The sequence below is a fragment of the Candidatus Vagococcus giribetii genome, from assembly GCF_017316185.1.
Taxonomy (GTDB): domain Bacteria; phylum Bacillota; class Bacilli; order Lactobacillales; family Vagococcaceae; genus Vagococcus; species Vagococcus giribetii.
Map to the genome: position 1 here is coordinate 1 of NZ_JAFLVX010000003.1, position 20143 is coordinate 20143.

The 20143-nt window shown below is 33.3% G+C and carries 19 protein-coding genes and 1 other annotated feature; of the genes, 4 read left to right on the forward strand and 15 right to left on the reverse strand.

The features are described 5' to 3' along the window. Positions 1 to 325 precede the first annotated feature (325 nt). The 4 genes from croR (at position 326) to serS (ending at position 5144) form a co-directional block, all read left to right on the forward strand. A complete protein-coding gene (gene croR, locus DOK76_RS00600; protein ID WP_206964176.1) occupies positions 326 to 1012 on the forward strand; it encodes a response regulator transcription factor CroR in 687 nt (228 codons plus the stop codon). Next, positions 957 to 2171, forward strand: a complete 1215-nt coding sequence (locus tag DOK76_RS00605) for a sensor histidine kinase (RefSeq protein ID WP_206964178.1) — start codon at positions 957 to 959, stop codon at positions 2169 to 2171. The genes croR and DOK76_RS00605 overlap by 56 nt, the downstream gene beginning before the upstream one ends. A gap of 83 nt (positions 2172 to 2254) precedes the next feature. Further along, positions 2255 to 3538 (forward strand): serine hydrolase, encoded by a 1284-nt coding sequence (locus DOK76_RS00610; protein WP_206964180.1) that lies wholly within the window; start codon positions 2255 to 2257, stop codon positions 3536 to 3538. A gap of 47 nt (positions 3539 to 3585) precedes the next feature. Then, positions 3586 to 3806: a binding site (T-box leader), on the forward strand. A gap of 63 nt (positions 3807 to 3869) precedes the next feature. Continuing rightward, positions 3870 to 5144 (forward strand): serine--tRNA ligase, encoded by a 1275-nt coding sequence (gene serS, locus DOK76_RS00615; RefSeq protein ID WP_206964182.1) that lies wholly within the window; start codon positions 3870 to 3872, stop codon positions 5142 to 5144. Positions 5145 to 5192: 48 nt separating this feature from the next. On the opposite strand, the gene guaB is transcribed toward serS, so the two are convergent. From guaB to DOK76_RS00690, 15 genes are all read right to left on the reverse strand, one after another. Then, positions 5193 to 6677: an IMP dehydrogenase gene (guaB, locus tag DOK76_RS00620; protein WP_206964183.1), complete on the reverse strand. Its 1485-nt coding sequence runs from the start codon at positions 6675 to 6677 to the stop codon at positions 5193 to 5195. Between the two features lie 164 nt (positions 6678 to 6841). After that, positions 6842 to 7537 (reverse strand): DUF1129 domain-containing protein, encoded by a 696-nt coding sequence (locus tag DOK76_RS00625; RefSeq protein WP_206964184.1) that lies wholly within the window; start codon positions 7535 to 7537, stop codon positions 6842 to 6844. A gap of 23 nt (positions 7538 to 7560) precedes the next feature. After that, complete coding sequence (gene ychF / locus DOK76_RS00630) at positions 7561 to 8661, reverse strand: redox-regulated ATPase YchF (RefSeq protein WP_206964185.1); 1101 nt, start codon at positions 8659 to 8661, stop codon at positions 7561 to 7563. Between the two features lie 20 nt (positions 8662 to 8681). Continuing rightward, positions 8682 to 8873, reverse strand: a complete 192-nt coding sequence (locus tag DOK76_RS00635) for a DUF951 domain-containing protein (RefSeq protein ID WP_206964186.1) — start codon at positions 8871 to 8873, stop codon at positions 8682 to 8684. Positions 8874 to 9022: 149 nt separating this feature from the next. Next, positions 9023 to 9910, reverse strand: coding sequence for a ParB/RepB/Spo0J family partition protein (locus DOK76_RS00640; RefSeq protein WP_370590060.1), 888 nt, complete (start codon positions 9908 to 9910; stop codon positions 9023 to 9025). Then, entirely contained in the window at positions 9897 to 10664 is a 768-nt protein-coding gene (locus DOK76_RS00645) for a ParA family protein (RefSeq protein WP_206964187.1), read from the reverse strand. Before DOK76_RS00645 ends, DOK76_RS00640 begins: the two co-directional genes overlap by 14 nt. Before the next feature lie 34 nt (positions 10665 to 10698). After that, positions 10699 to 11418: a 16S rRNA (guanine(527)-N(7))-methyltransferase RsmG gene (gene rsmG / locus DOK76_RS00650; protein ID WP_206964188.1), complete on the reverse strand. Its 720-nt coding sequence runs from the start codon at positions 11416 to 11418 to the stop codon at positions 10699 to 10701. Positions 11419 to 11838: 420 nt separating this feature from the next. After that, the gene (locus tag DOK76_RS00655) at positions 11839 to 12312 is read right to left on the reverse strand and encodes a type II toxin-antitoxin system death-on-curing family toxin (protein ID WP_206964189.1); all 474 of its coding nucleotides are present in this window, start codon (positions 12310 to 12312) and stop codon (positions 11839 to 11841) included. Between the two features lie 2 nt (positions 12313 to 12314). Next, entirely contained in the window at positions 12315 to 13328 is a 1014-nt protein-coding gene (locus tag DOK76_RS00660) for a DNA-binding protein (RefSeq protein ID WP_206964190.1), read from the reverse strand. Between the two features lie 493 nt (positions 13329 to 13821). Next, entirely contained in the window at positions 13822 to 14211 is a 390-nt protein-coding gene (locus DOK76_RS00665) for a hypothetical protein (protein ID WP_206964192.1), read from the reverse strand. Positions 14212 to 14527: 316 nt separating this feature from the next. Further along, positions 14528 to 15133, reverse strand: coding sequence for a hypothetical protein (locus DOK76_RS00670; protein ID WP_206964194.1), 606 nt, complete (start codon positions 15131 to 15133; stop codon positions 14528 to 14530). A gap of 299 nt (positions 15134 to 15432) precedes the next feature. Then, entirely contained in the window at positions 15433 to 17334 is a 1902-nt protein-coding gene (locus DOK76_RS00675; RefSeq protein WP_206964195.1) for a head maturation protease, ClpP-related, read from the reverse strand. A gap of 354 nt (positions 17335 to 17688) precedes the next feature. After that, the gene (locus tag DOK76_RS00680; RefSeq protein ID WP_242542146.1) at positions 17689 to 19098 is read right to left on the reverse strand and encodes a DNA primase family protein; all 1410 of its coding nucleotides are present in this window, start codon (positions 19096 to 19098) and stop codon (positions 17689 to 17691) included. After that, entirely contained in the window at positions 19095 to 19943 is an 849-nt protein-coding gene (locus tag DOK76_RS00685; protein ID WP_206964198.1) for a bifunctional DNA primase/polymerase, read from the reverse strand. Before DOK76_RS00685 ends, DOK76_RS00680 begins: the two co-directional genes overlap by 4 nt. Positions 19944 to 19947: 4 nt before the next feature. Beyond that, the gene (locus DOK76_RS00690) at positions 19948 to 20142 is read right to left on the reverse strand and encodes a hypothetical protein (protein WP_206964200.1); all 195 of its coding nucleotides are present in this window, start codon (positions 20140 to 20142) and stop codon (positions 19948 to 19950) included. Position 20143: the final 1 nt, after the last annotated feature.

The following is a 20143-nucleotide window of genomic DNA, read 5'->3' on the forward strand; positions in this document are numbered from 1 at the left end:
TCAGTTTTCAAAGATCTATTTCTTTGTTGCCGTAACAACTTTTTAATAATATCAAACTCGTTAATGTTTGTCAACAAGTTTTTTATTATTTTTTTGTGTTGATGTTTGTTACTTCTTCTCTTGAAGCAACTTCAAAATAATAACATGTCTCAATATTAATTGTCAACATTTTTTTTAATGTTTTTTTATTATTTTCGCCATCACTGGCAACACATAGTAATATACTACTTTTTAAATTATTTGTAAACATCTTTTTAAATGTATTTTTTGTTTTTAAATATTTGGTACAATAGAACTATAATAATTGAAGTGGAGGAAATATGTTATGAAGATACTTGTTGTTGATGACGATAAAGAAATTGTTGAGTTATTAAGCATTTATGTCAAAAATGAAGGCTACGATGTCATCAAAGCCTATGATGGTAAAGAAGCTTTAAGCAAAATCGCAACAAATCCTGATATAAATTTAATGATCTTAGATATTATGATGCCTAAGATGGATGGGATGGAAGTTGTTAAAGAACTACGTAAAGAATCGCAAATTCCAATCATTATGTTAACAGCCAAAACAACTGATATGGATAAAATTCAAGGTCTAATTGCTGGTGCTGATGATTATGTAACTAAGCCTTTTAATCCACTAGAAATTATGGCTCGTGTCAAATCCTTACTACGCCGTACTAATATGCAAATCAAAAGTGAAGTGCCTGACGTATTAGAGATTGGTCCTTTAGTTATCAAAAAAGATTCTCATGAAGTAGTCACTGATAAAGGAATTAGTATTCAATTAACTGCTTTAGAATTTGGTATTCTTTATTTATTAGCTAGCCATCCGAATCGCGTGTTTAGTGCTGATGAAATTTTCGAGCGTGTCTGGCAACAAGAAAGCCTTGTTTCTGCCAAAACAGTTATGGTACATGTAAGTCATTTGAGAGATAAAATTGAAGAAGCAACAAATGGCGAAAAGGTCATCCAAACAGTTTGGGGTGTTGGCTATAAAATCGAAGGATAAGTCTCAAACCTATAATCGTATTCGTCTCACATCAAAGGAAAAAAGTGAGCTCTTAATAGAAGGTTTGGTAACAATCATTCTATTAATTCTCCTTAACCTTGCTATGTATATGATTCTTGTCCAAATAATTCAAACTAGTGTATCCCTTGAAAGTTTTACCAATCGTTTCATGCCCTCTATCTATGATGCTTTTTATAGCCCTAGAGCGATGATTTGGAAAAAACCTATTTTTGCTTTAATGGCAGTACTTGATATTGCTATTCTTTACTGGCGATTAATTCGTCGTTACAAACAAATGCAGCAACGTCATATCATTAGTGAACTCCATTATATCTCTAGTGGTCATTATGATCATCGTATTCCATTTGATTTAGGTGGGGACTTAGGTAAGCTCATTCGAAGTATTAACGCTTTAGTAGATAGTACAGTAGAAGCTATTGAAGAAGAACGTCGCATCGAACAATCAAAAGATGAGCTGATCACTAATGTTAGTCATGATATTCGAACCCCGTTAACTTCTATCATCGGTTATCTGGGTTTAATAGAAGAAAGGCAATATTCTAGTGAAGAAGAATTGCTCAAATACACCCACACAGCTTACTTAAAATCTAAACAAATGAAACTCTTAGTTGATGATTTATTTGAGTATACTAAAGTAAGGCAATCAAACACACCCATCAATCTAGTGACGTTTGACATGCAACAACTAATTGCCCAAGTAGTCGTAGATTTTGAATTAGATGCTCAAAAAAAAGAAGTTACTATCGATTTTGAACCGTCTCCTCCTTCTCTACTTATGTCAGGAGACACAGAGAAATTGGTTCGAGTCTTTGATAACCTCTTATCTAATGCTATTAAATATGGAACAGACGGAACACAAATTATTGTCATTTCCGAGAAAAAAGAGAATGAAGTTATTATAACCGTCAAGAACGATGGCAAGGAAATCCCTAAAAAATCCCTAGATCTATTATTCGATCGCTTTTACCGTGTAGAGGAGTCACGTTCTCAACAAACTGGTGGGACAGGTCTTGGCTTAGCTATCACCCAAAGTATTGTGGATCTTCATCATGGTCAAATTTATGCTACATCAGAAAAAGGTTGGACTTCTTTTATTATCCATCTACCTCTTGAGCAGCCTAATCATTCTAACAATTAAAGAATCTAGTCGTTTGCCTAGATTCTTTTTTTTTGTTAAATTCTATATAGGATAAAAAGATACAACTGAAAGGATTCTTTTTTATGAAACATACCACGCGCCATCTGAGAAGGATTGCTTGCTTTATTGCCATTATTTTTTTATTAATAGCACCTTTTCAAGTTCAAGCAAAAAGTAATGCTTTTTCAGTCAATGCTAAAGCGGCTCTTGTCGTTGATGCTAACTCTGGAAAAATACTTTACAATCAAAATGGTGATGAGGTACTAGGAATTGCCTCAATGACCAAACTTCTATCAGCTTATTTAATTTATGAACAAATCGAGTTAGGAACTATTTCTCTAAGTGATCCGTTACCTATTAGTGACTACTTAGTTAAACTTAGTCAAGACCCTGACTTATCTAACATTCCTATTGAGAAAGAGCATGCTTACACAGTGGAAGACGCCTTAGCTGCTTCTCTTATTAGTTCTGCTAACTCTCTCACATCAGCTTTAGCTGAGTATGTAGCAGGTTCTGAGGTTGCCTTTGTTCAAATGATGTACGACAAACTAGATGAGTGGGACATTCACGATGCCCTTTTAGTCTCTGCATCAGGTCTTAGCAACGAGTATATTCAAGCACCCTATTACGGCCAGACAAAAAAACTAGACGAAAATATGATGAGCGCTAAAGATATTGCCATTGTTGCTCGCCATCTTCTGGAGGATTACCCAGAAGTACTAAACTTTACTTCTCTACCTAGTATGACTCTTTTTGAAAATAGCAAAGACCCGTTAACTATCTGGAATTCTAATAACATGTTACCTGGATATGATTACTTTATGAAAGGCGTGGACGGACTTAAAACAGGAACATCTCCTGTTGCTGGCGCTTGCTTTATCGGTACTCTTAAACAAGATAACACGCGCTTAATTACGGTTGTTATGGGTGTTGATGACAAAGAATACAATCGATTTGACGAGACAACTCGTATGATTAATTATGTTAATAGTACTTGGCAACATAAAACCCTTATGACTAAAGGTGAGGCACCAACTGTACCTACCGTTGATGTTAAAGGCTCAAAATACAAAAAAGCCGACTTAGCTCTTAGTCAAGATGTCACTGTTTGGACTCATCCTGAAGACACTATTGAGATGACTCTAGATCTAACAACCAAACAAGTCAGCTCATCAGGAAAAATAAAAGCACCTATGAGTAAAAAAACAGTAATCGCTCACCAGTATGTAACGAACAAAAGTGATACTCTAGGCTACTTAACGCCTGAGGATAAACAAAAGAACTATGTTCCCGTGACCTTAAAAAATAACCTAGAAAAAGACAATATCTTCTTACAAGCTTGGTATCTCATCTCAGGAAAAGCTTAATTAGACTTGATTTGACAGATACAAAAAAAATAGCTATACTCTAGCTAATAATAAGTGTCGAAAGATTAGTACTTAATCTCTACTGTTTTAGAGAGCTAACGGTTGGTGAAAGTTAGCACAGTAATTAAGGAATCCACTTTCTAAAGACGTGTAACGAAAACAATGATTAAGTTACACCGGAAAACAAACTCCGTTAACAATAGTCAATGAAGGCACGAAACTGTGCAAATCTGGGTGGTACCGCGAAATTCAACCTCTCGCCCCAAAAATCTGAATGGATTTTTGGGGTTGAGAGGTTTTTTATTTTCATTATTAATAAGGAGGAAGACATATGTTAGATGTAAAATTTATTCGAACAAATTTTGATACGGTCAAAGAAAAATTAATGACTCGTGGGGTAAACGAAGAGGTTCTTAATGATTTTGTCGCTCTTGATCAAGAAAGACGTAACCATTTAGTTAAAGTAGAAACTCTTAAAAAAACACGTAATGACGTGTCTCAAGAAATCGCTACTTTGAAACGCAACAAAGAAAATGCTGATGATAAAATCAATGAAATGAAAGAAGTTGGGGAAACAATCAAAGGATTAGACGAAGAAATTCGTGTCATTGATGAAAAACTCCAAACAATCTCTCATACATTACCTAACTTACCTCATGCTGATGTACCAGTTGGAGCAGATGAGGAAGATAATGTAGAAGTTAGACGTTGGGAAACACCTAAAACATTTACCTTTGAGCCAAAACCTCATTGGGAAATTGCTGAAGATTTAGGTATTTTAGATTTTGAACGTGGAGCTAAAGTTTCTGGTAGCCGTTTTGTCTTCTATAAAGGCTTAGGTGCTCGCTTAGAAAGAGCTATCTACAACTTAATGTTAGATACTCATGTTTATGAGCATGGCTATATTGAAATGATGACACCTTATATCGTTAATGAAGCTTCTATGTTTGGGACAGGACAATTTCCTAAATTTAAAGAAGATGTCTTCCAAATTGAAGATAGCAACTATACATTAATTCCAACAGCTGAAGTACCATTAACAAACTACTACCGTGATGAAATTTTAAACAATGAGCAATTACCTGTTTATTTCACTGCTCTAAGTCCATCATTCAGATCTGAAGCTGGTAGTGCAGGGCGTGACACTCGTGGGTTAATTCGCCTTCACCAATTCAATAAAGTAGAGATGGTTAAACTAAGTCATCCGGAAACTTCTTATGATGAGTTAGAAAAAATGACCGCAAACGCTGAAGCTATTTTACAAAAATTGAATTTACCATACCGTACTATTACTCTTTGTACAGGAGATATGGGCTTCTCTGCTGCAAAAACTTATGACATTGAAGTTTGGATTCCAGCTCAAGATACTTACCGTGAAATCAGCTCTTGTTCAAACTGTGAAGACTTCCAAGCAAGACGTGCTAAAATTCGTTTCCGTAACGAAGAAGGTAAAACAGATTATGTTCATACATTAAATGGTTCTGGACTTGCTGTTGGTCGTACAGTAGCTGCTATTTTAGAAAACTATCAAAATGAAGATGGTAGTGTTACTATTCCTGAAGTACTTGTTCCTTACATGGGTGGGTTAACTACTATTACTAAATAATAAAAAATCATCTGTCACTACATAGCGACAGATGATTTTTTATTGTTTTTAAGATTCGATTGAATAGTTTGGTGCTTCTTTTGTAATTTGAACGTCATGAGGATGAGATTCACGTAAACCTGCTCCACTCATTTGAACAAATTGAGCGTTGTCACGTAACTCTTTTAAGTTACCTGCGCCAACATACCCCATACCTGCACGAAGTCCACCAATCATTTGGAAGACGATATCTTGAGCACTACCTTTGTAGGCAACACGTCCTTCAATACCTTCTGGAACTAATTTATTAGCTTCATTGACTGAGCTTTGGAAGTAACGGTCACTTGAACCTTTAGCCATAGCGCCAAGAGATCCCATACCACGGTAAGTTTTGAAACGACGTCCTTGGAAGATTTCAAATTCACCTGGTGACTCATCTGTACCAGCTAACATAGAACCAAGCATTACTACATGTCCACCAGCTGCAAGAGCTTTAACGATATCTCCTGAATATTTAATACCACCATCAGCAATAATCGCTTTACCATACTCACGTGCCACACTAGCTGCGTCATAAATAGCTGTTAATTGAGGTACCCCAACACCAGCGACTACACGTGTTGTACAAATTGATCCAGGACCAATTCCCACTTTAACCACGTCTACACCTACATCATAAAGAGCTCTTGCTCCTTCAGCTGTTGCGATGTTACCAGCAATGATAACAACATCTTGAAATGTTTCGCGAATTTCTTTAATTTTACGAATAACGCCAGCACTATGTCCATGAGCTGTATCAATAATTAAAGCATCTACTCCTGCTTCAATTAAAGCTTCAGCTCGCTCAAATGTATCACTTGTTACACCAACAGCTGCTGCTGCTAATAAACGTCCGTGCTCATCTTTTGCGGCATTTGGGAATTCGATTACTTTTTCAATATCTTTAATAGTAATTAAACCACTTAATTTACCTTCGTCATCAACAAGAGGTAATTTTTCAATTTTATGTTTTTGTAGAATGTTTTCAGCATCTTTCAAAGAAGTCCCCACTGGTGCGGTTACCAAGTCTTCTTTTGTCATCACGCCTGAAATTGGTTGTTGGTAATCAGAGATAAATCTCAAATCACGGTTAGTTAAAATACCAACTAATTTTCTATTTTCTAATGTCTCAACGATTGGAACACCACTAATACGGTAAGTTCCCATTAAGTTTTCAGCCTCAGCTACTAAACTTTCTGGTGTTAAGAAGAATGGGTCAATGATAACGCCACTTTCAGAACGTTTTACCTTTCTTACTTCATCAGCTTGCTCTTCAATCGACATGTTTTTGTGAATAACCCCTAATCCACCTTGTCTTGCCATTGCAATCGCCATTTTACTGTCTGTAACAGTATCCATACTTGCACTCATAATTGGAATATTTAGTTTTAAATTCGGTGCAAGTTCCACTGATAAGTCCACATCATTTGGTAACACATGGCTTTCGGCTGGAATTAATAACACATCATCAAATGTAAAACCTTTTTTTGCAAATTTTGATTCCCAATTTGTCATTAGAAAATAGCACTCCCTTATTTTTGTTTTGTTTACAAACATATCAAAAAAAAAGACTTTCGTCAATCAATTAAGGTTATAAAGAAAACAAGATGGGAAAAAACTTACCTAACTCTTAGAATCTAAGCATTAAGTTATTTTTTCTCATCTTGTTAATTATGATATTAACGACGCATAAACATCGTTCCTTGGAAATTGTATTTTTTCTTCAACCAGTAACGTAAACCAAATGTACCTGCTCCTAAAGCAATCGTAATCATTGGGTCTAAAACTGGGTTGATTGATGGTGGTAAGAATACAGATACACCAAAAATTAAGAACCATGGCAAGAAACTCACAGCCATAATTAAACCTGTTTTTAATACGCCTGGACGTTTACTTTGATCAGCACCTGGCTCATCATAGATATAGATATAACGGTAAATCAGGTAGAATGATAACGCTCCTGATAACCCACCTAAGACTAATGATAAAATCCCTTGGCTACTTGCTCCTGTTTTAGACATCATGGTAAATAATGATGTTAACACGGCTAAGAAAGTAAATAGCATTAAGAAATTATCTAACATAATCGTTCCAAAAGTCATTTCACGTAATGGTTCTGGCGCATTAAGGATACTTTCTGCGGCTTCAGTTGGTGTTCCAAACAATTGTTTAGCTGTTATACCAGTTTTTTGTCCTTCAACTAATTGAGTCAATAAGTCGTTTAAAGCCACTACTTTTTTCTCTTCAGCAATATCACTTGTTGAAAGAGCTTTGTTGATATCAAAAATAAATTGGTCATTTTTTTTGGTTAATTGAGTCATTAACTCACGATTTTGAGCCACTTTTTGTTGTAGTTCTTCTCTTGTTTCTTCCACTTGTCTCACCTTTATTTTCTTTTTTAGACGTTAAATCTAAACAACATAACGTCGCCGTCTTTAACGATGTACTCTTTACCTTCTAAACGCACACGACCAGCTTCTTTAGCGGCTGGCATACTACCATGCTCTTTTAAATCAGCATAAGAAACAGTCTCTGCACGAATAAAGCCACGTTCAAAGTCTGTATGGATGACCCCTGCACATTCAGGTGCCTTCATTCCATTTTTAAAAGTCCACGCTCTTACTTCTTGCTCACCTGCTGTAAAATAAGTCGCTAAACCTAATAAATGATAAGCGGCGCGAATTAATTTATCTAAGCCTGATTCTTCAATTCCTAATGCTTCTAAAAAGTCAGCTTTATCTTCATCATCTAACTCAGCAATTTCTTCTTCTGCACGAGCACAAACTGTAATTACTTCAGCGTTTTCTGTTGCTGCAAATGTTTTAACTTGTTGTACGTAATCATTACCTTCTTCATCTGCCACTTCGTCCTCAGCAACGTTAGCTACATAAAGAACTGGTTTAGTTGTTAATAAGAATAACCCTTTAACAATTGGTAATTCATCGTCAGAAAACTCAATGGTTCTTGCTGATTTTCCTGCTTCTAATACAGGTTTGATTTTTTCTAATACTGCTAATTCAGCAACTGCTTCTTTGTCTTTCGTTTTAGCAATTTTTGCTACACGAGTCATACGTTTATCAACTGATTCTAAGTCAGCAAAAATTAATTCTAAGTTGATGATTTCAATATCTTCTAAAGGATTCACACGACCTTCTACGTGAGTAATGTTTTCATCATCAAAACATCTAACCACATGACAAATCGCATCTACTTGACGAATATTACTTAAGAATTTATTTCCTAAACCTTCACCTTTACTAGCACCCTTAACAATTCCTGCAATATCTGTAAATTCAAACGTTGCTGGGACTGTTTTTTTAGGTTTTACTAATTTAGTTAATTCATCTAAACGATAATCTGGTACTTCAACCATTCCAACGTTTGGATCAATCGTTGCAAATGGGTAGTTAGCAGCTTCTACTCCTGCTTTTGTAATTGCATTAAACAAAGTTGATTTACCAACGTTTGGTAAACCGACAATTCCTGCTGTTAAAGCCATTTATTTATCACTCTTTCTTTTTAGTTATCTTCGCTTTTTTTCTCTAACACTTTTTTCATTTTTTTAGCAAATTCTTTTCTAGGCATCATCACAATATGTTGACAGTTGACACATTTAATCTTGATGTCCATGCCCATTCGAATAATTTCCCACCTATTAGTTTGGCAAGCGTGGGGCTTTTTCATTTCAACAATGTCGCCTAAATCATACATAAAGACGCCCTCCTAATTCTTATAATTCACAACGTATATCTTAACACAAAATGCCTATCTCTTGTTGGTGTAATAGAAAATAAATTTCCACCTAAACGAAAACAGAAGTATCTCAAAAGGTTGACTCTTTTTGAGATACTTTAACTGTTTTAATCATCAAATTTAATCTCAAGTATATCAAGAATACGAGTTAAATCAGATTGAGATAAGTATTCAATTTCAATTTTACCTTTGCCATTTTTTTCTTGAATGGCCACACTTGTACCGAACTTATCCGTCAAACGATCTTCACTTGCTCTAATATAGTAAGGTTTTGGTGTTTGTTTTTTCGCTTTTTTAGCAGGTTTTAGTTGTTTATCATTCATTTCTGAAACAATTTGTTCCAACTGACGCACAGTTAATCCTTCTTTTAACACACGATTGGCTAATGGAATAATGTCTTTTTCATCTTTTAACCCTAATAATGTTCTAGCTTGCCCCATAGATAGTTGCTCTTTTTGCACTAAATCTTTAACCACTTGAGGCAATGTTAATAGTCTTAAGTAGTTTGCAATATAAGGACGACTCTTACCTAATTGCTCAGATAATTCTACTTGCGTTAACTTTAAATTCTTCATTAACATTTCATAGGCTTCTGCTTCTTCCATTGGGCTTAAATCTTCCCGCTGTAAGTTTTCTAAGACAGCAATTTGCATCATACGAGCTTCATCAAATTCTCTAACGATTGCAGGGACTGTTTCTTTACCTGCTAGTTTTGATGCTCTAAAACGACGTTCACCTGCAATGATTTCATAACCTTTAATCGTTGATTTTCTAACGATAATAGGTTGGAATACACCTGACTGGCGAATCGACTCTGATAATTCTTTTAAAGCATGTTCATCAAAGGTTTTTCTTGGTTGATATGGATTTGGACGTAAGTCACTTAAAGGGATCTCCATGACTGTGTCTTTTTTCTCATCTACTTCTTCAATTTCTGAAAAATCTTTAAATAAGGCATCAATGCCTCGACCTAACCCTTTATTAGTCTTGCTCACGATTCATCACTTCCTTCGCTAAGGCATGATAATTCTCTGCACCTTTTGATTTTGGATCATAGTCAATAATCGATTGACCATGACTTGGAGCTTCTGACAGTCTGACATTTCTTGGAATAATCGTATCATACACACGTTCTCTAAAGTATTTTCTGACTTCTTCAACCACTTCAGAACCTAAATTAGTTCTTGCATCATACATAGTTAATAACACACCTTCAATGCGAAGATCTGCATTAAAATGTTTTTGAACTAAGCGGATTGTATTAAGTAACTGACTTAATCCCTCTAAAGCGTAGTACTCACACTGCACAGGAATTAAAATGGAATCACTGGCAGAGAATGAGTTAATTGTTAAATGCCCTAAAGACGGTGGGCAATCAATTAACACATAATCATATTCATCGATTACTTCTTTTAAAGCTAATTTTAAACGTGATTCTCTAGCCATCATTGAAGTTAACTCAATTTCAGCACCTGATAATTGAATCGTTGCTGGTGCGATTTCTAGTCTTTCTCTAGCAGTTTGTTGAATGACTTCTTTAATAGGAACTTCATTCACTAATACATCATAAATATCTTGTTCTACATCTGATTTTTTTATCCCAATCCCACTTGTCGCGTTTCCTTGAGCATCCATATCGATTAGTAAAACGCGTTTGCCTGCATCTGCTAAACAAGCGCCTAAATTGACAGTAGTGGTTGTTTTACCAACACCACCTTTTTGGTTTGCAACTGATATTACCCGTGCCATTATCTTTCCTCCATTACTTTCCTTAACATGTCTTTTACATTAAAGGTTTCTTATTAGGTGTTCCTGGTTTTCTTGGATATTTATTTGGCGTCTCTTTTTTCTTATCAATAGCTACAATGTAGCGTTTATCTTCACTAAATGGCAAGGACACTTCTGTCTCTTCACCTAGTTTACCACCTAAAATAGCAATGGCTTTCTTGCTTTCTACAACTTCTTCTTCACTTTTAGCCGCTTTTAACGCTAAAAATTGACCGCCTTTTTTAACCAAAGGTAAACACAATTCAGATAATACATTTAATCTAGCCACAGCTCGTGCTGTCACTAAATCATAATGCTCTCTATGAGCTTTATTTTGACCAAATGTCTCTGCTCGGTCATGATATAAATGAACATTTTCTAAGCCTAACTCTTCAGCCAATAACGTTAAAAATTTAATGCGTTTATTTAATGAATCGACGATAGAAACCTCTAAATTCGGGTAAACGATCTTTAAAGGAATACTTGGAAAGCCTGCGCCTGCCCCAACATCACACAATGAGTAATCAGTTGCGCTTAAATCAATAGTTGTTGCTAATGTAATCGAATCATAAAAGTGCTTTAAATACACTTCTTCTAACTCTGTAATCGCTGTTAAATTGATTTTTTGGTTCCACTCAACTAATAGTTCGTAGTAAGTTTTAAACTGAGCCATTTGCTGTTCTGATAACTCGATACCGATTTTAGCTAATTCTTGTCTAAAAATTTCTGGTTTCATCTCTACACTCCTTATTGTGAAACAAAAAATGTTTCACAGATAACTCTACTCTAACGCAAAAAAACAAAAAATACAATGGATATGATGTAAAAAAAGATGTTTCATGTGAAACATTTTAGGTGTTACACATAAATAGACACCTAACTCATATCTATAAAAAAGTAGTAAGGAAACGGATTTCCTTACTACTGTCTCTCTATATTATTGTATTGGTTAATCTCTTTTCGCTATTTTACCTTGTTCGATATAGTCTAAATTGCTATATTTTCAGATATAAAAAAGAAGCAAATTAGAGTGTGAACTACTAACTTACTTCTATTAAATATCATTAATTGTTATTAGTTCTAATATGAATAGCATTCAACATGACATTCAAAAGTAAATCTAATTTATGTGGGCACATATAATTATCTGCATTAACTATAAAAAGCTTTTTTGCATTTCTTCATAATCTTCCATTGCTTTAATTATTATTAATTTTAAACTTTCATCATCATTGTAATTACCTTCAATAACTGCACAAATTATATCTGTACAATCTTCCTCAGATAAAACATTTGCTGCTAGAAGTACCACTATATTTTCAGTTACATCAATAAAATCTGAAAGAACGTTACTATAACCATTAAACAATAAGAATCCTACTGATAATGCTATTGCACTTCTTTTATTACCATCTTGAAAGCAATGAAATTTAGTAATTGCTACAAACAACCGAGATAACTTACTTATAAATGTTGGATAATATAAATCATTTTGTATCTGAGTCAATACACTTTCTAAAGTTTCTGGATTGATAATACCAGAATAAGTACTCTCACTAACTTCCATAGTTTTTAAATAAATATCTTGAACCATTTCTTCGTTTAAATAAATTATTCTTTTTTCTGTCATAATTATTTATCCTTGAGCCTATCAAATGTATCTTGCATCATACTTAATCGTTTGCTTAATTCCATACTTTTTTCTCCAATGAACCGTTCGTATTCACCTTCATCTATAGGCGCTATATACTCTTCTAAAGGTAAATGCTTTGCATTTCTAAAGGCAAAATCTCTACTAGCCATCTTCATTCTTGCTTTTTTTATTAAAGGTTCCCATAGAGGCATAGTACTAAATTCATCTATCATTTGGTCTAATTCACTGGATGTTAGTTTAACATTACCCTTTTCTATATACTTAGCTTGCATCATTTCGGATAGTCCATTTTCATAAGATGAAACTAAATCAATAATTTCAGAGTACATTGTTTCTCTAACTCTATCATTTTTTTCTAATTTTAATATTTTTTTGTAATCCCTGGCTCTCTCTTTAAATATTTTTTGATAAATTTTATCTGTATATATAGCATATTTCACATTTCCCATATCTAAATAATTATTTAAAGCATCCGTATATTTTTTTCTGTAATTTTCATTGATATATACCGATTGTACATAATCTTCATCTCTTTGATTGATATACTTTGTATTTCCTCCAACCTTTGAATTCATAACATCTATAACAATATCTAAAATCGTACTTCTTACTGATCTAGCTTTTTCACTGTTTGTCAAGAGCATAGCATAATTAATTAACGTACGAAAGCTTGATACGCTTAGATTTGTTACTAGGCGACCGACATCAATGTCGGTCGCTTGTCTATTTGCTTTTTCTCTAAATTCTTTTAATTCTTTACCTCGTAGTACTTTTAAATCATTTTTTTCCAACTCTTCTTTATTATCATTAGATAAACGCTCTATTGTTCTGATATCAACTTCAAAAAAATCCGCTATTTGTTGCCGAGTATAGTAAACAATTCCATTCATTTCAATACCTTTTAAATTGAATTGTTTTTCAGCTTCCTTAATTGCAAACCTATTATTTAAGACATTTTGCCTCTCTACTTGATTCTGCATTAGTTTATTCACAAGTTTTCTCCTTAAAATAATTAATTTACGTATATAATCATCAGTATATCAATATACAAACTATGTATCAAATTAGTATTATTTAATTTATAAACTCACTCTTAAGTAGCTTTGTAACGCTGCAACGCAACATGAAACGCAACGCTATTTTTGTGTGCAACCTTTTTTAGTTTTGTGTGCATACTTTTTAAGCTAAATTTTGCATAGAAATGTAATAAAAAGTAGTAGTAATTTAACTATATATTGAATATTATTCTCTCAAACCTATTACTTAGAACATAGCTTAAAAGAGTAAATAATAGCTATTAGAGATGACTTAGTTTTAACCTTATAATCATACTAAAACTATTACAAACCTTGCTATACCCCTTCTATTTTAATCGGGGCATGATTTAATAATTAAGATACAACGCTGCTATCTTTTGTAATCAATTTTCCCTTTTCAAATAAATTAAAAGCCAATACAAACTAATGCAGTGACTTAAATAATTAGCTACTTTATACATTCCTCGATTATCTCAAACAGTTCTATCTTTTCATTAGAGATGTTTCCATAAAAGGCGTTGAGTATTTCATCTTGCCCACCATTTTTTATATTATAGATTTCTGTTTCTAATATGTTTATATCTCTACTTTGTTCTAAGATTAAACTTACTGACTCATCTCTAGAGCCATGTTTTAATGTGTCCAGTAGCTTTTTACCGTCCAGTGCTTCCACTATCCAATTATAAGCATGAAGCCTTAAAGACTGTTTATAAGCTTCTTCTCCAAAGGCTAGTAATGTATCATTTAATATCTCACTTTCTTCTGCTTCTTTTAAAGCATGATCTATTATTGGAATATACAAAGCTTTTCTATCAATGTAAGTTTTTGGTTGATTCATTATATAATTACTTTTTGAGAAATATATTGCTTTTTAGACGATATGGCATTCAATTTAAAAACAAGAATTTTGAGCATAAGAAAAAGGCTTGATACTAAGCCTTTTCCTCATCTCTTTTAGCTATCTTCCCTTGTTCAATATATTCAAAAATATACGGTCAACCATTGTCTTATAACATTAAATACGTTGATAATATAGGCTTTTATAAAAAATAATAATCATTGATTATCATTGATTACTAACAAACCGTAGTCAATATCGTAGTCAAAAACTTAGCTTTGGGGCATGACCTATCTGAAAAAATCAGGTAGGTTTTTTAATTATTAATTACTTTTAAATTACCTAAGTAAATTTTTATTTCTTCCTTAACATCATCATATCTATCGTGAACTTCATCTAAACTTGTTTCAAATATATATTTATAATTATCATCATTCATATCTATAAGCCTTAAAACAAAATGCTGATCAACATAAAAATTTCTTTGATCATTTGTTTCAATAATATTGCTAATTATATCATCAACATTTTCTGGCATCAAAGCTCCATATTTAGTTATAAATTTAACTAACCTATTTCTAGAAATTCTAACTTTTTCTAATCTATCTGAGAACTCCTCCTTCTCTTCTTTTTCATTTCTAACAACTTTCTCTATTTTAGGGGCGACAGCATTAAAATCCAATATAAAATCTCCTAGCAATTCTAATAATTCAACGAATAATTCAAATTCTTTTTCGTACTGTTTGTTAGTCATAAATAACACGCTGTCTTGTTTAGTTTTTATATTTGACAATTCTTTTTCTAATTCATATTGCTTCTTCTGAAGAACATCTTTCTTTTTATAATCTAAATATATTTTTATTAAAAGAATGATAAAACTAGCACCACCTAAGAAAGTAAAAACCTCACCTAACATTTTCATCTTACATATCACCTCAAAAAACATTATATCAAATTAATTAAAATGAGGTAGGGGGGGGTAGTGCGGAAATCTTTGTCGCATTTGCGGAGTTGCCCCCATCCACCGGTATCCCGTTTGACAATTTTTAATCAAACTTTTTAGGTGGGGGTACTTATAAAGCTTGTTACATCAACAAAAAGAGATATCCTCATGGAACAAGGACACCTCTCTCTTACATCGTTAGGTATTTTTATAATAATAATATTTATTCTATATATAGGAACAAATATGCATAAACTACACATGTTTAATCATTACTATTACTTGATATCATCTAGGATAACGAAGTGTGGTTCATGTACTGTCTGCACATCTGCACGTAGGTAAGCTCTAATTTTAAACTTCAAGTTACTGAAGGCATCACCTGCTACTCGTGTCACTTCAATAGTTACACCAGTTCTAACTCCGTACCAAAGCTTAGTGAAGTCACCAATGATAGCAAAGCTTCCGTTCTTATCTGTCCCTAAGTTGTTAGGCACTTGAGTAGTTGTAAGCTTATGAGTTAAGTTCTCATAACTCTTTGGTGCGTTCAATGGTTGACCGCTTGAGTCTGTCAGTGCATCAAGCTCTCCGTATGTTCTTGGTGAATAGATAACTCCGTTCGGTGTTCCGTTCTCTGAAAGGATTGAAGTCACTGCCTTACTGAACTCCTTGTAGTTCTCTAGCTCTTTGCCTACTGGTTGTTTGTTAATACCAGCAATGTTATAGATTCCTTTAGGTTCAATCTTATCACCTTTACCAAGTAAGCCAGCTCTATCAAGCTCTAATGCCAATGAGTTAACAATGCTTTGAGTCACTACTTCATCAATGTTAAGTGCATCTTCAAGCAACTCAATAGTAATGTCAGACATACCAACCAACGTCTTAGCTTCAAACTTCACTGGTTCAAAGTCTGCATCTGATTCATTAATCTTTTCTCCTTCTGCTTTCCAATGTGGTTTGATATCACCTGTCTGTTTAGCAAAAACTAAAGTGCTTGAGTCCATCGGTACTGTTCTAGCTCCTGCTGTCATTAAAACAGATTGAGCACGAACCATATTAATTAACTCATTTGATAATGGTGCAGGAATTAAGACTCCACCACTACCATCTCTATTAGCTGCCACAACCTGTTGCTCCTTATCTGCTCCCTCCCATTTACCTGTCGCCATACCTTTAACCAGTTTACCGATACTCATATTAGAAAACTCTTTACGCTCGTAACTGCTTTGAGTTGTTTTAAACTGTTGATCTGGTGTAAGGATTTGAACTTTTTCACCATCTTTATAAAAATGTTGCTGATCCAATTTATTACTAATATTATTTTGAGTTTGTTGATTTTTAAAATTTTCTTCCTCTAATCGTTTTATTTCTTCTTTTTCCAAAGCGTTTTGGTATTGGTCTTTCAATTCCTTATAATAAGGGTAGTCAGCCATTAATTGATTTTCTGATAAGTCTTTATGCTTATTAACAAACTCCATCATTTCATTTTTTATTTCTTCTGCACTCTTTACGTTTTGATTTAATGTTAATACCATTTTGTCATCCTCTTTCTTTTCTTCAAATTTTATTGGATTGTGTTGCAATTTATTAACTACGTCCGATTGTTTAAATTTTGCCACCATATCAGTGGCTTGTGTTACTTCATCAGTTAGCCCATACTTAAAGCATTCATCAGCAGAAAGCCATGTTTCTTTATCCATCAAATCAATTAACAGATTTTTATTAATCTTTCCTGCAGATTTGTTTAGATATGACGATAAAATACTTTCACGTATCTTATCCAAATCATCTGCTACTTTTCTTAATTCTTTTGCGTTACCATAAGAAACGCCTAACATTGGATTATGGATCATCATCATACTGTTTTGGGGCATGATGATTTTATCTCCTGCCATTGCAATTACTGTCGCAATGCTACAAGCTACTCCATCTATATGGACTGTTACAAACGCTTTGTGGTTTTTTAGCATGTTATAAATGGCTATACCACTAAACACACTGCCACCGTAACTTTGAATGCGTACCTCAATTTCATTAATATTTTGCATCTGCTCCAATTCATTTTTTATATCTAAAGCACTAGTTTCATTTGAATACTCATAGCTTTCATTGACAATATCGCCATAAATACTAATGACTGCTTTATTGTTACTCATTTCTATTTGAAAAAATTTATCCATATTATATTCCTTTCTATTAATTTTATTTTTTATTTTTGAGGTTTATCTCTAATTAAGTTGATTTTTTTCACTCTCACTTTTTTTCGAGCATCAACAACTTACAAATACTTGGACAGTTTGGACACTACTCTTAAAACATTGATATATATAGGTTTTGAAGGTACTGTTTTACTTTTTTTCTGACAATCACTTGGACACCTACTTGGACATCACTGGACACCTGTCCAACCTTTTATATAGAGGTGTCCAACCTTTTGTCAGCATTTAGAGTTTTAAACATACTACAAACATTGTTAAATCAACGTTTATAGATACCTGTCCAATATGTCCAACGTTTTTGAAGTTGTTACATCTCTAAATTATTTCTTCTTGTAAAACTAACCCTATATATCGCCATACTCTAATACCTGATACACTTTGTTTTTTCTTATAAATGCCATACTTTTCTAAATCTTTTGTAAATTTAGGCTGTGACAAAGCTTTTAAGTTTTCATCAAAACAGAAATCTACATATTTATCATAAATTTTCTTGCTAGATTCACCTGTTTTACTTTCTTTGTCAATCTCACAATACTCCTCTATGAACCTAGAGATATGATCTATATCTTTTATCCATTCTTCTTTAGCTTTTGCCATAGGCTCTGATACTGTGAATTCCTTACGTTTCAAAGCTTCATAAAAGATACGCATACAATAAAGAGTAAATACTGGTATTTCTTCCTCAATTGCTTTTAAATCGTGTTTACGGATAAAATCATCATCAATTACTTTAGTGAATGGTATTACATTTAAACGCCTTAGCCAGCCACTTGATACATCTGACCAAGTTGGCAAATTATTAGCAGAAAAAATTAATTTAGCAAAATTTTTAAAGTTAAAACCATCCTTACCTTTTCGCTCTGCCATAAGATAATCTCCACCAGTTAGCGATTTAATCAATCCAGTTTGAGAAATAAAACTTTCTTCTATATCAGCAAATAGATTGGCATTTTTTGCGAATAATTGGCTAGTAGCAAATCTATTTTGTTTATTCCCTAAATCTGATAAATTAACAGTCGAAACATTCTCATCGTTCAACATCTTAATAACATGGTTGATGAATACACTCTTGCCATTTTTTCCTTTGCCATGTAAAATGAAGATAGCTTGAAAAGGTTCATAGCTTCTATAAAAGCAATAGCCTATCATTTCGGATAAATGTCGTGCAGACATCTCATCACCAGTTAAGTCTTTAAGCCAATCTAAAGTCTTGACTGGCCTTTTTGTGTCCTCGACATTAATAGGATATTGATGCGACTGAAATATATAATTTTCTGGATCATGCTTTTCTAATTTATCCGTTTTAAAATTATATGTTCCGTTTTGAAAACTGACTAAGTTAGGACTGCTATTATTAAAAGGATTATCTTTAGTTGTCGTATCATAACTTTTTATCATGATGAATCGTTTAACATCAGATAAAGTCTTTGTACTCCACTTACCAACGCTTTCTAGCTTTTCAGTGATATAAGCATCTAGGAAGTCATTTAAGTCATCTACTCGCCATATACCTTTATCTATTTGAAATCTCGCTCCATAAGTCAGTGAACCTGTTCTTATGATTGGTATTTCTTTCATAATGGCATAACCTAATTTATTAGGAAGGACTTTGCTGTCTCCGTTATCCTTGTAATATATCCAGTCTGGTGTCTCTTCTTTTTGTTGGTTTAAAATTTCTTGATTTTCTTTTATAAATACTTTTGTTTCATCAGATATATTTTTCAAATAATAACCTCCCTCCTAGTTTCCTTTTTAACCATGCTTTTAAATATAGTGTTTACTTCTTTTTCAGCTAAAGGAATATCTACAAAATTTTCATTTACAACTAAAAGTAATGTGTAAATTGTTTCTAAATCTGTTCCTAATGCTAGGCACTTAGAAACGAACCTCATAAGAAAATCATTTCTATTTCCTTCTTTTGCTCCTGATACCATATCTTTTAAAAAAGTTGCCGTATATTTCACTTTTCTAGTGTTCACAGACGCATTCTCAGGCATTTTAAAATTTTGTTGTGATTGATTATCCGTAGAAGTCGCTAGAGTATCTAATAAAAACTGCGGTAACTCTGCCAATTCTGTTATATTCCCACTTACTCGCCTATAAGAGTTTTTATCTATCTTACTAGGTGCTGCGACAATATAAGAATTTTCTGCGATTATATCAATCCCATTAAATTTATTTATTTGTCTTTCGATTGTCAGATTATCAGGATATTTAAAATAAATGTGCAACCCTCCTGAAGCAGTTTTCACTCGTAAAGTATCAGGCAATTTCTCAAAATGATTTTCTAAAGTTTCAAGTGTTTTATAACCATCTTTCTCATGAATATCTATATCAAGGACTACTAAACCACTTTCTTTACCAGTTCTTATACCAATATTAGAAGATATAGCCTGTTCACTACTTAACCAATAGTCAGCAATAATACTTTGGTCTGTTGTGGCAGATTTAAAACCATTTGAGAAATTATCACTCTTAACTGGTATCTTGGTATTTTTAACTAATGGTAGAACTGGAAAACCTAACTCTGCATATTTCAACGCTATATCTAACGTGCTAAATTCTTCCACTGGATCACCTGCTTTTATCTGTTACTAATTTAAAATCTGTTCCTGATATACTTAAAACCCTATTATCATTTGTATATAAGCTTGCGTTTGAATACTCGCCATCTTTACAAAGTGGATAGCTTACACTATGGAAAAATGTTTTAAATAATGGTATTGATTGTTTAATGTTACTGGTATCTTTAAATTCTAAAATTTTCATT

Excerpts from the sequence above, each read along its gene's own strand:
- croR (WP_206964176.1), top strand. The coding sequence starts at position 326 with ATGAAGATACTTGTTGTTGATGACGATAAAGAAATTGTTGAGTTATTA.
- DOK76_RS00605 (WP_206964178.1), top strand. The coding sequence starts at position 957 with ATGGCGAAAAGGTCATCCAAACAGTTTGGGGTGTTGGCTATAAAATCG.
- DOK76_RS00610 (WP_206964180.1), top strand. The coding sequence starts at position 2,255 with ATGAAACATACCACGCGCCATCTGAGAAGGATTGCTTGCTTTATTGCC.
- serS (WP_206964182.1), top strand. The coding sequence starts at position 3,870 with ATGTTAGATGTAAAATTTATTCGAACAAATTTTGATACGGTCAAAGAA.
- guaB (WP_206964183.1), bottom strand. The coding sequence starts at position 6,677 with ATGACAAATTGGGAATCAAAATTTGCAAAAAAAGGTTTTACATTTGAT.
- ychF (WP_206964185.1), bottom strand. The coding sequence starts at position 8,661 with ATGGCTTTAACAGCAGGAATTGTCGGTTTACCAAACGTTGGTAAATCA.
- DOK76_RS00635 (WP_206964186.1), bottom strand. The coding sequence starts at position 8,873 with ATGTATGATTTAGGCGACATTGTTGAAATGAAAAAGCCCCACGCTTGC.
- DOK76_RS00645 (WP_206964187.1), bottom strand. The coding sequence starts at position 10,664 with ATGGCACGGGTAATATCAGTTGCAAACCAAAAAGGTGGTGTTGGTAAA.
- rsmG (WP_206964188.1), bottom strand. The coding sequence starts at position 11,418 with ATGAAACCAGAAATTTTTAGACAAGAATTAGCTAAAATCGGTATCGAG.
- DOK76_RS00655 (WP_206964189.1), bottom strand. The coding sequence starts at position 12,312 with ATGACAGAAAAAAGAATAATTTATTTAAACGAAGAAATGGTTCAAGAT.
- DOK76_RS00665 (WP_206964192.1), bottom strand. The coding sequence starts at position 14,211 with ATGAATCAACCAAAAACTTACATTGATAGAAAAGCTTTGTATATTCCA.
- DOK76_RS00670 (WP_206964194.1), bottom strand. The coding sequence starts at position 15,133 with ATGAAAATGTTAGGTGAGGTTTTTACTTTCTTAGGTGGTGCTAGTTTT.
- DOK76_RS00675 (WP_206964195.1), bottom strand. The coding sequence starts at position 17,334 with ATGGATAAATTTTTTCAAATAGAAATGAGTAACAATAAAGCAGTCATT.
- DOK76_RS00690 (WP_206964200.1), bottom strand. The coding sequence starts at position 20,142 with ATGAAAATTTTAGAATTTAAAGATACCAGTAACATTAAACAATCAATA.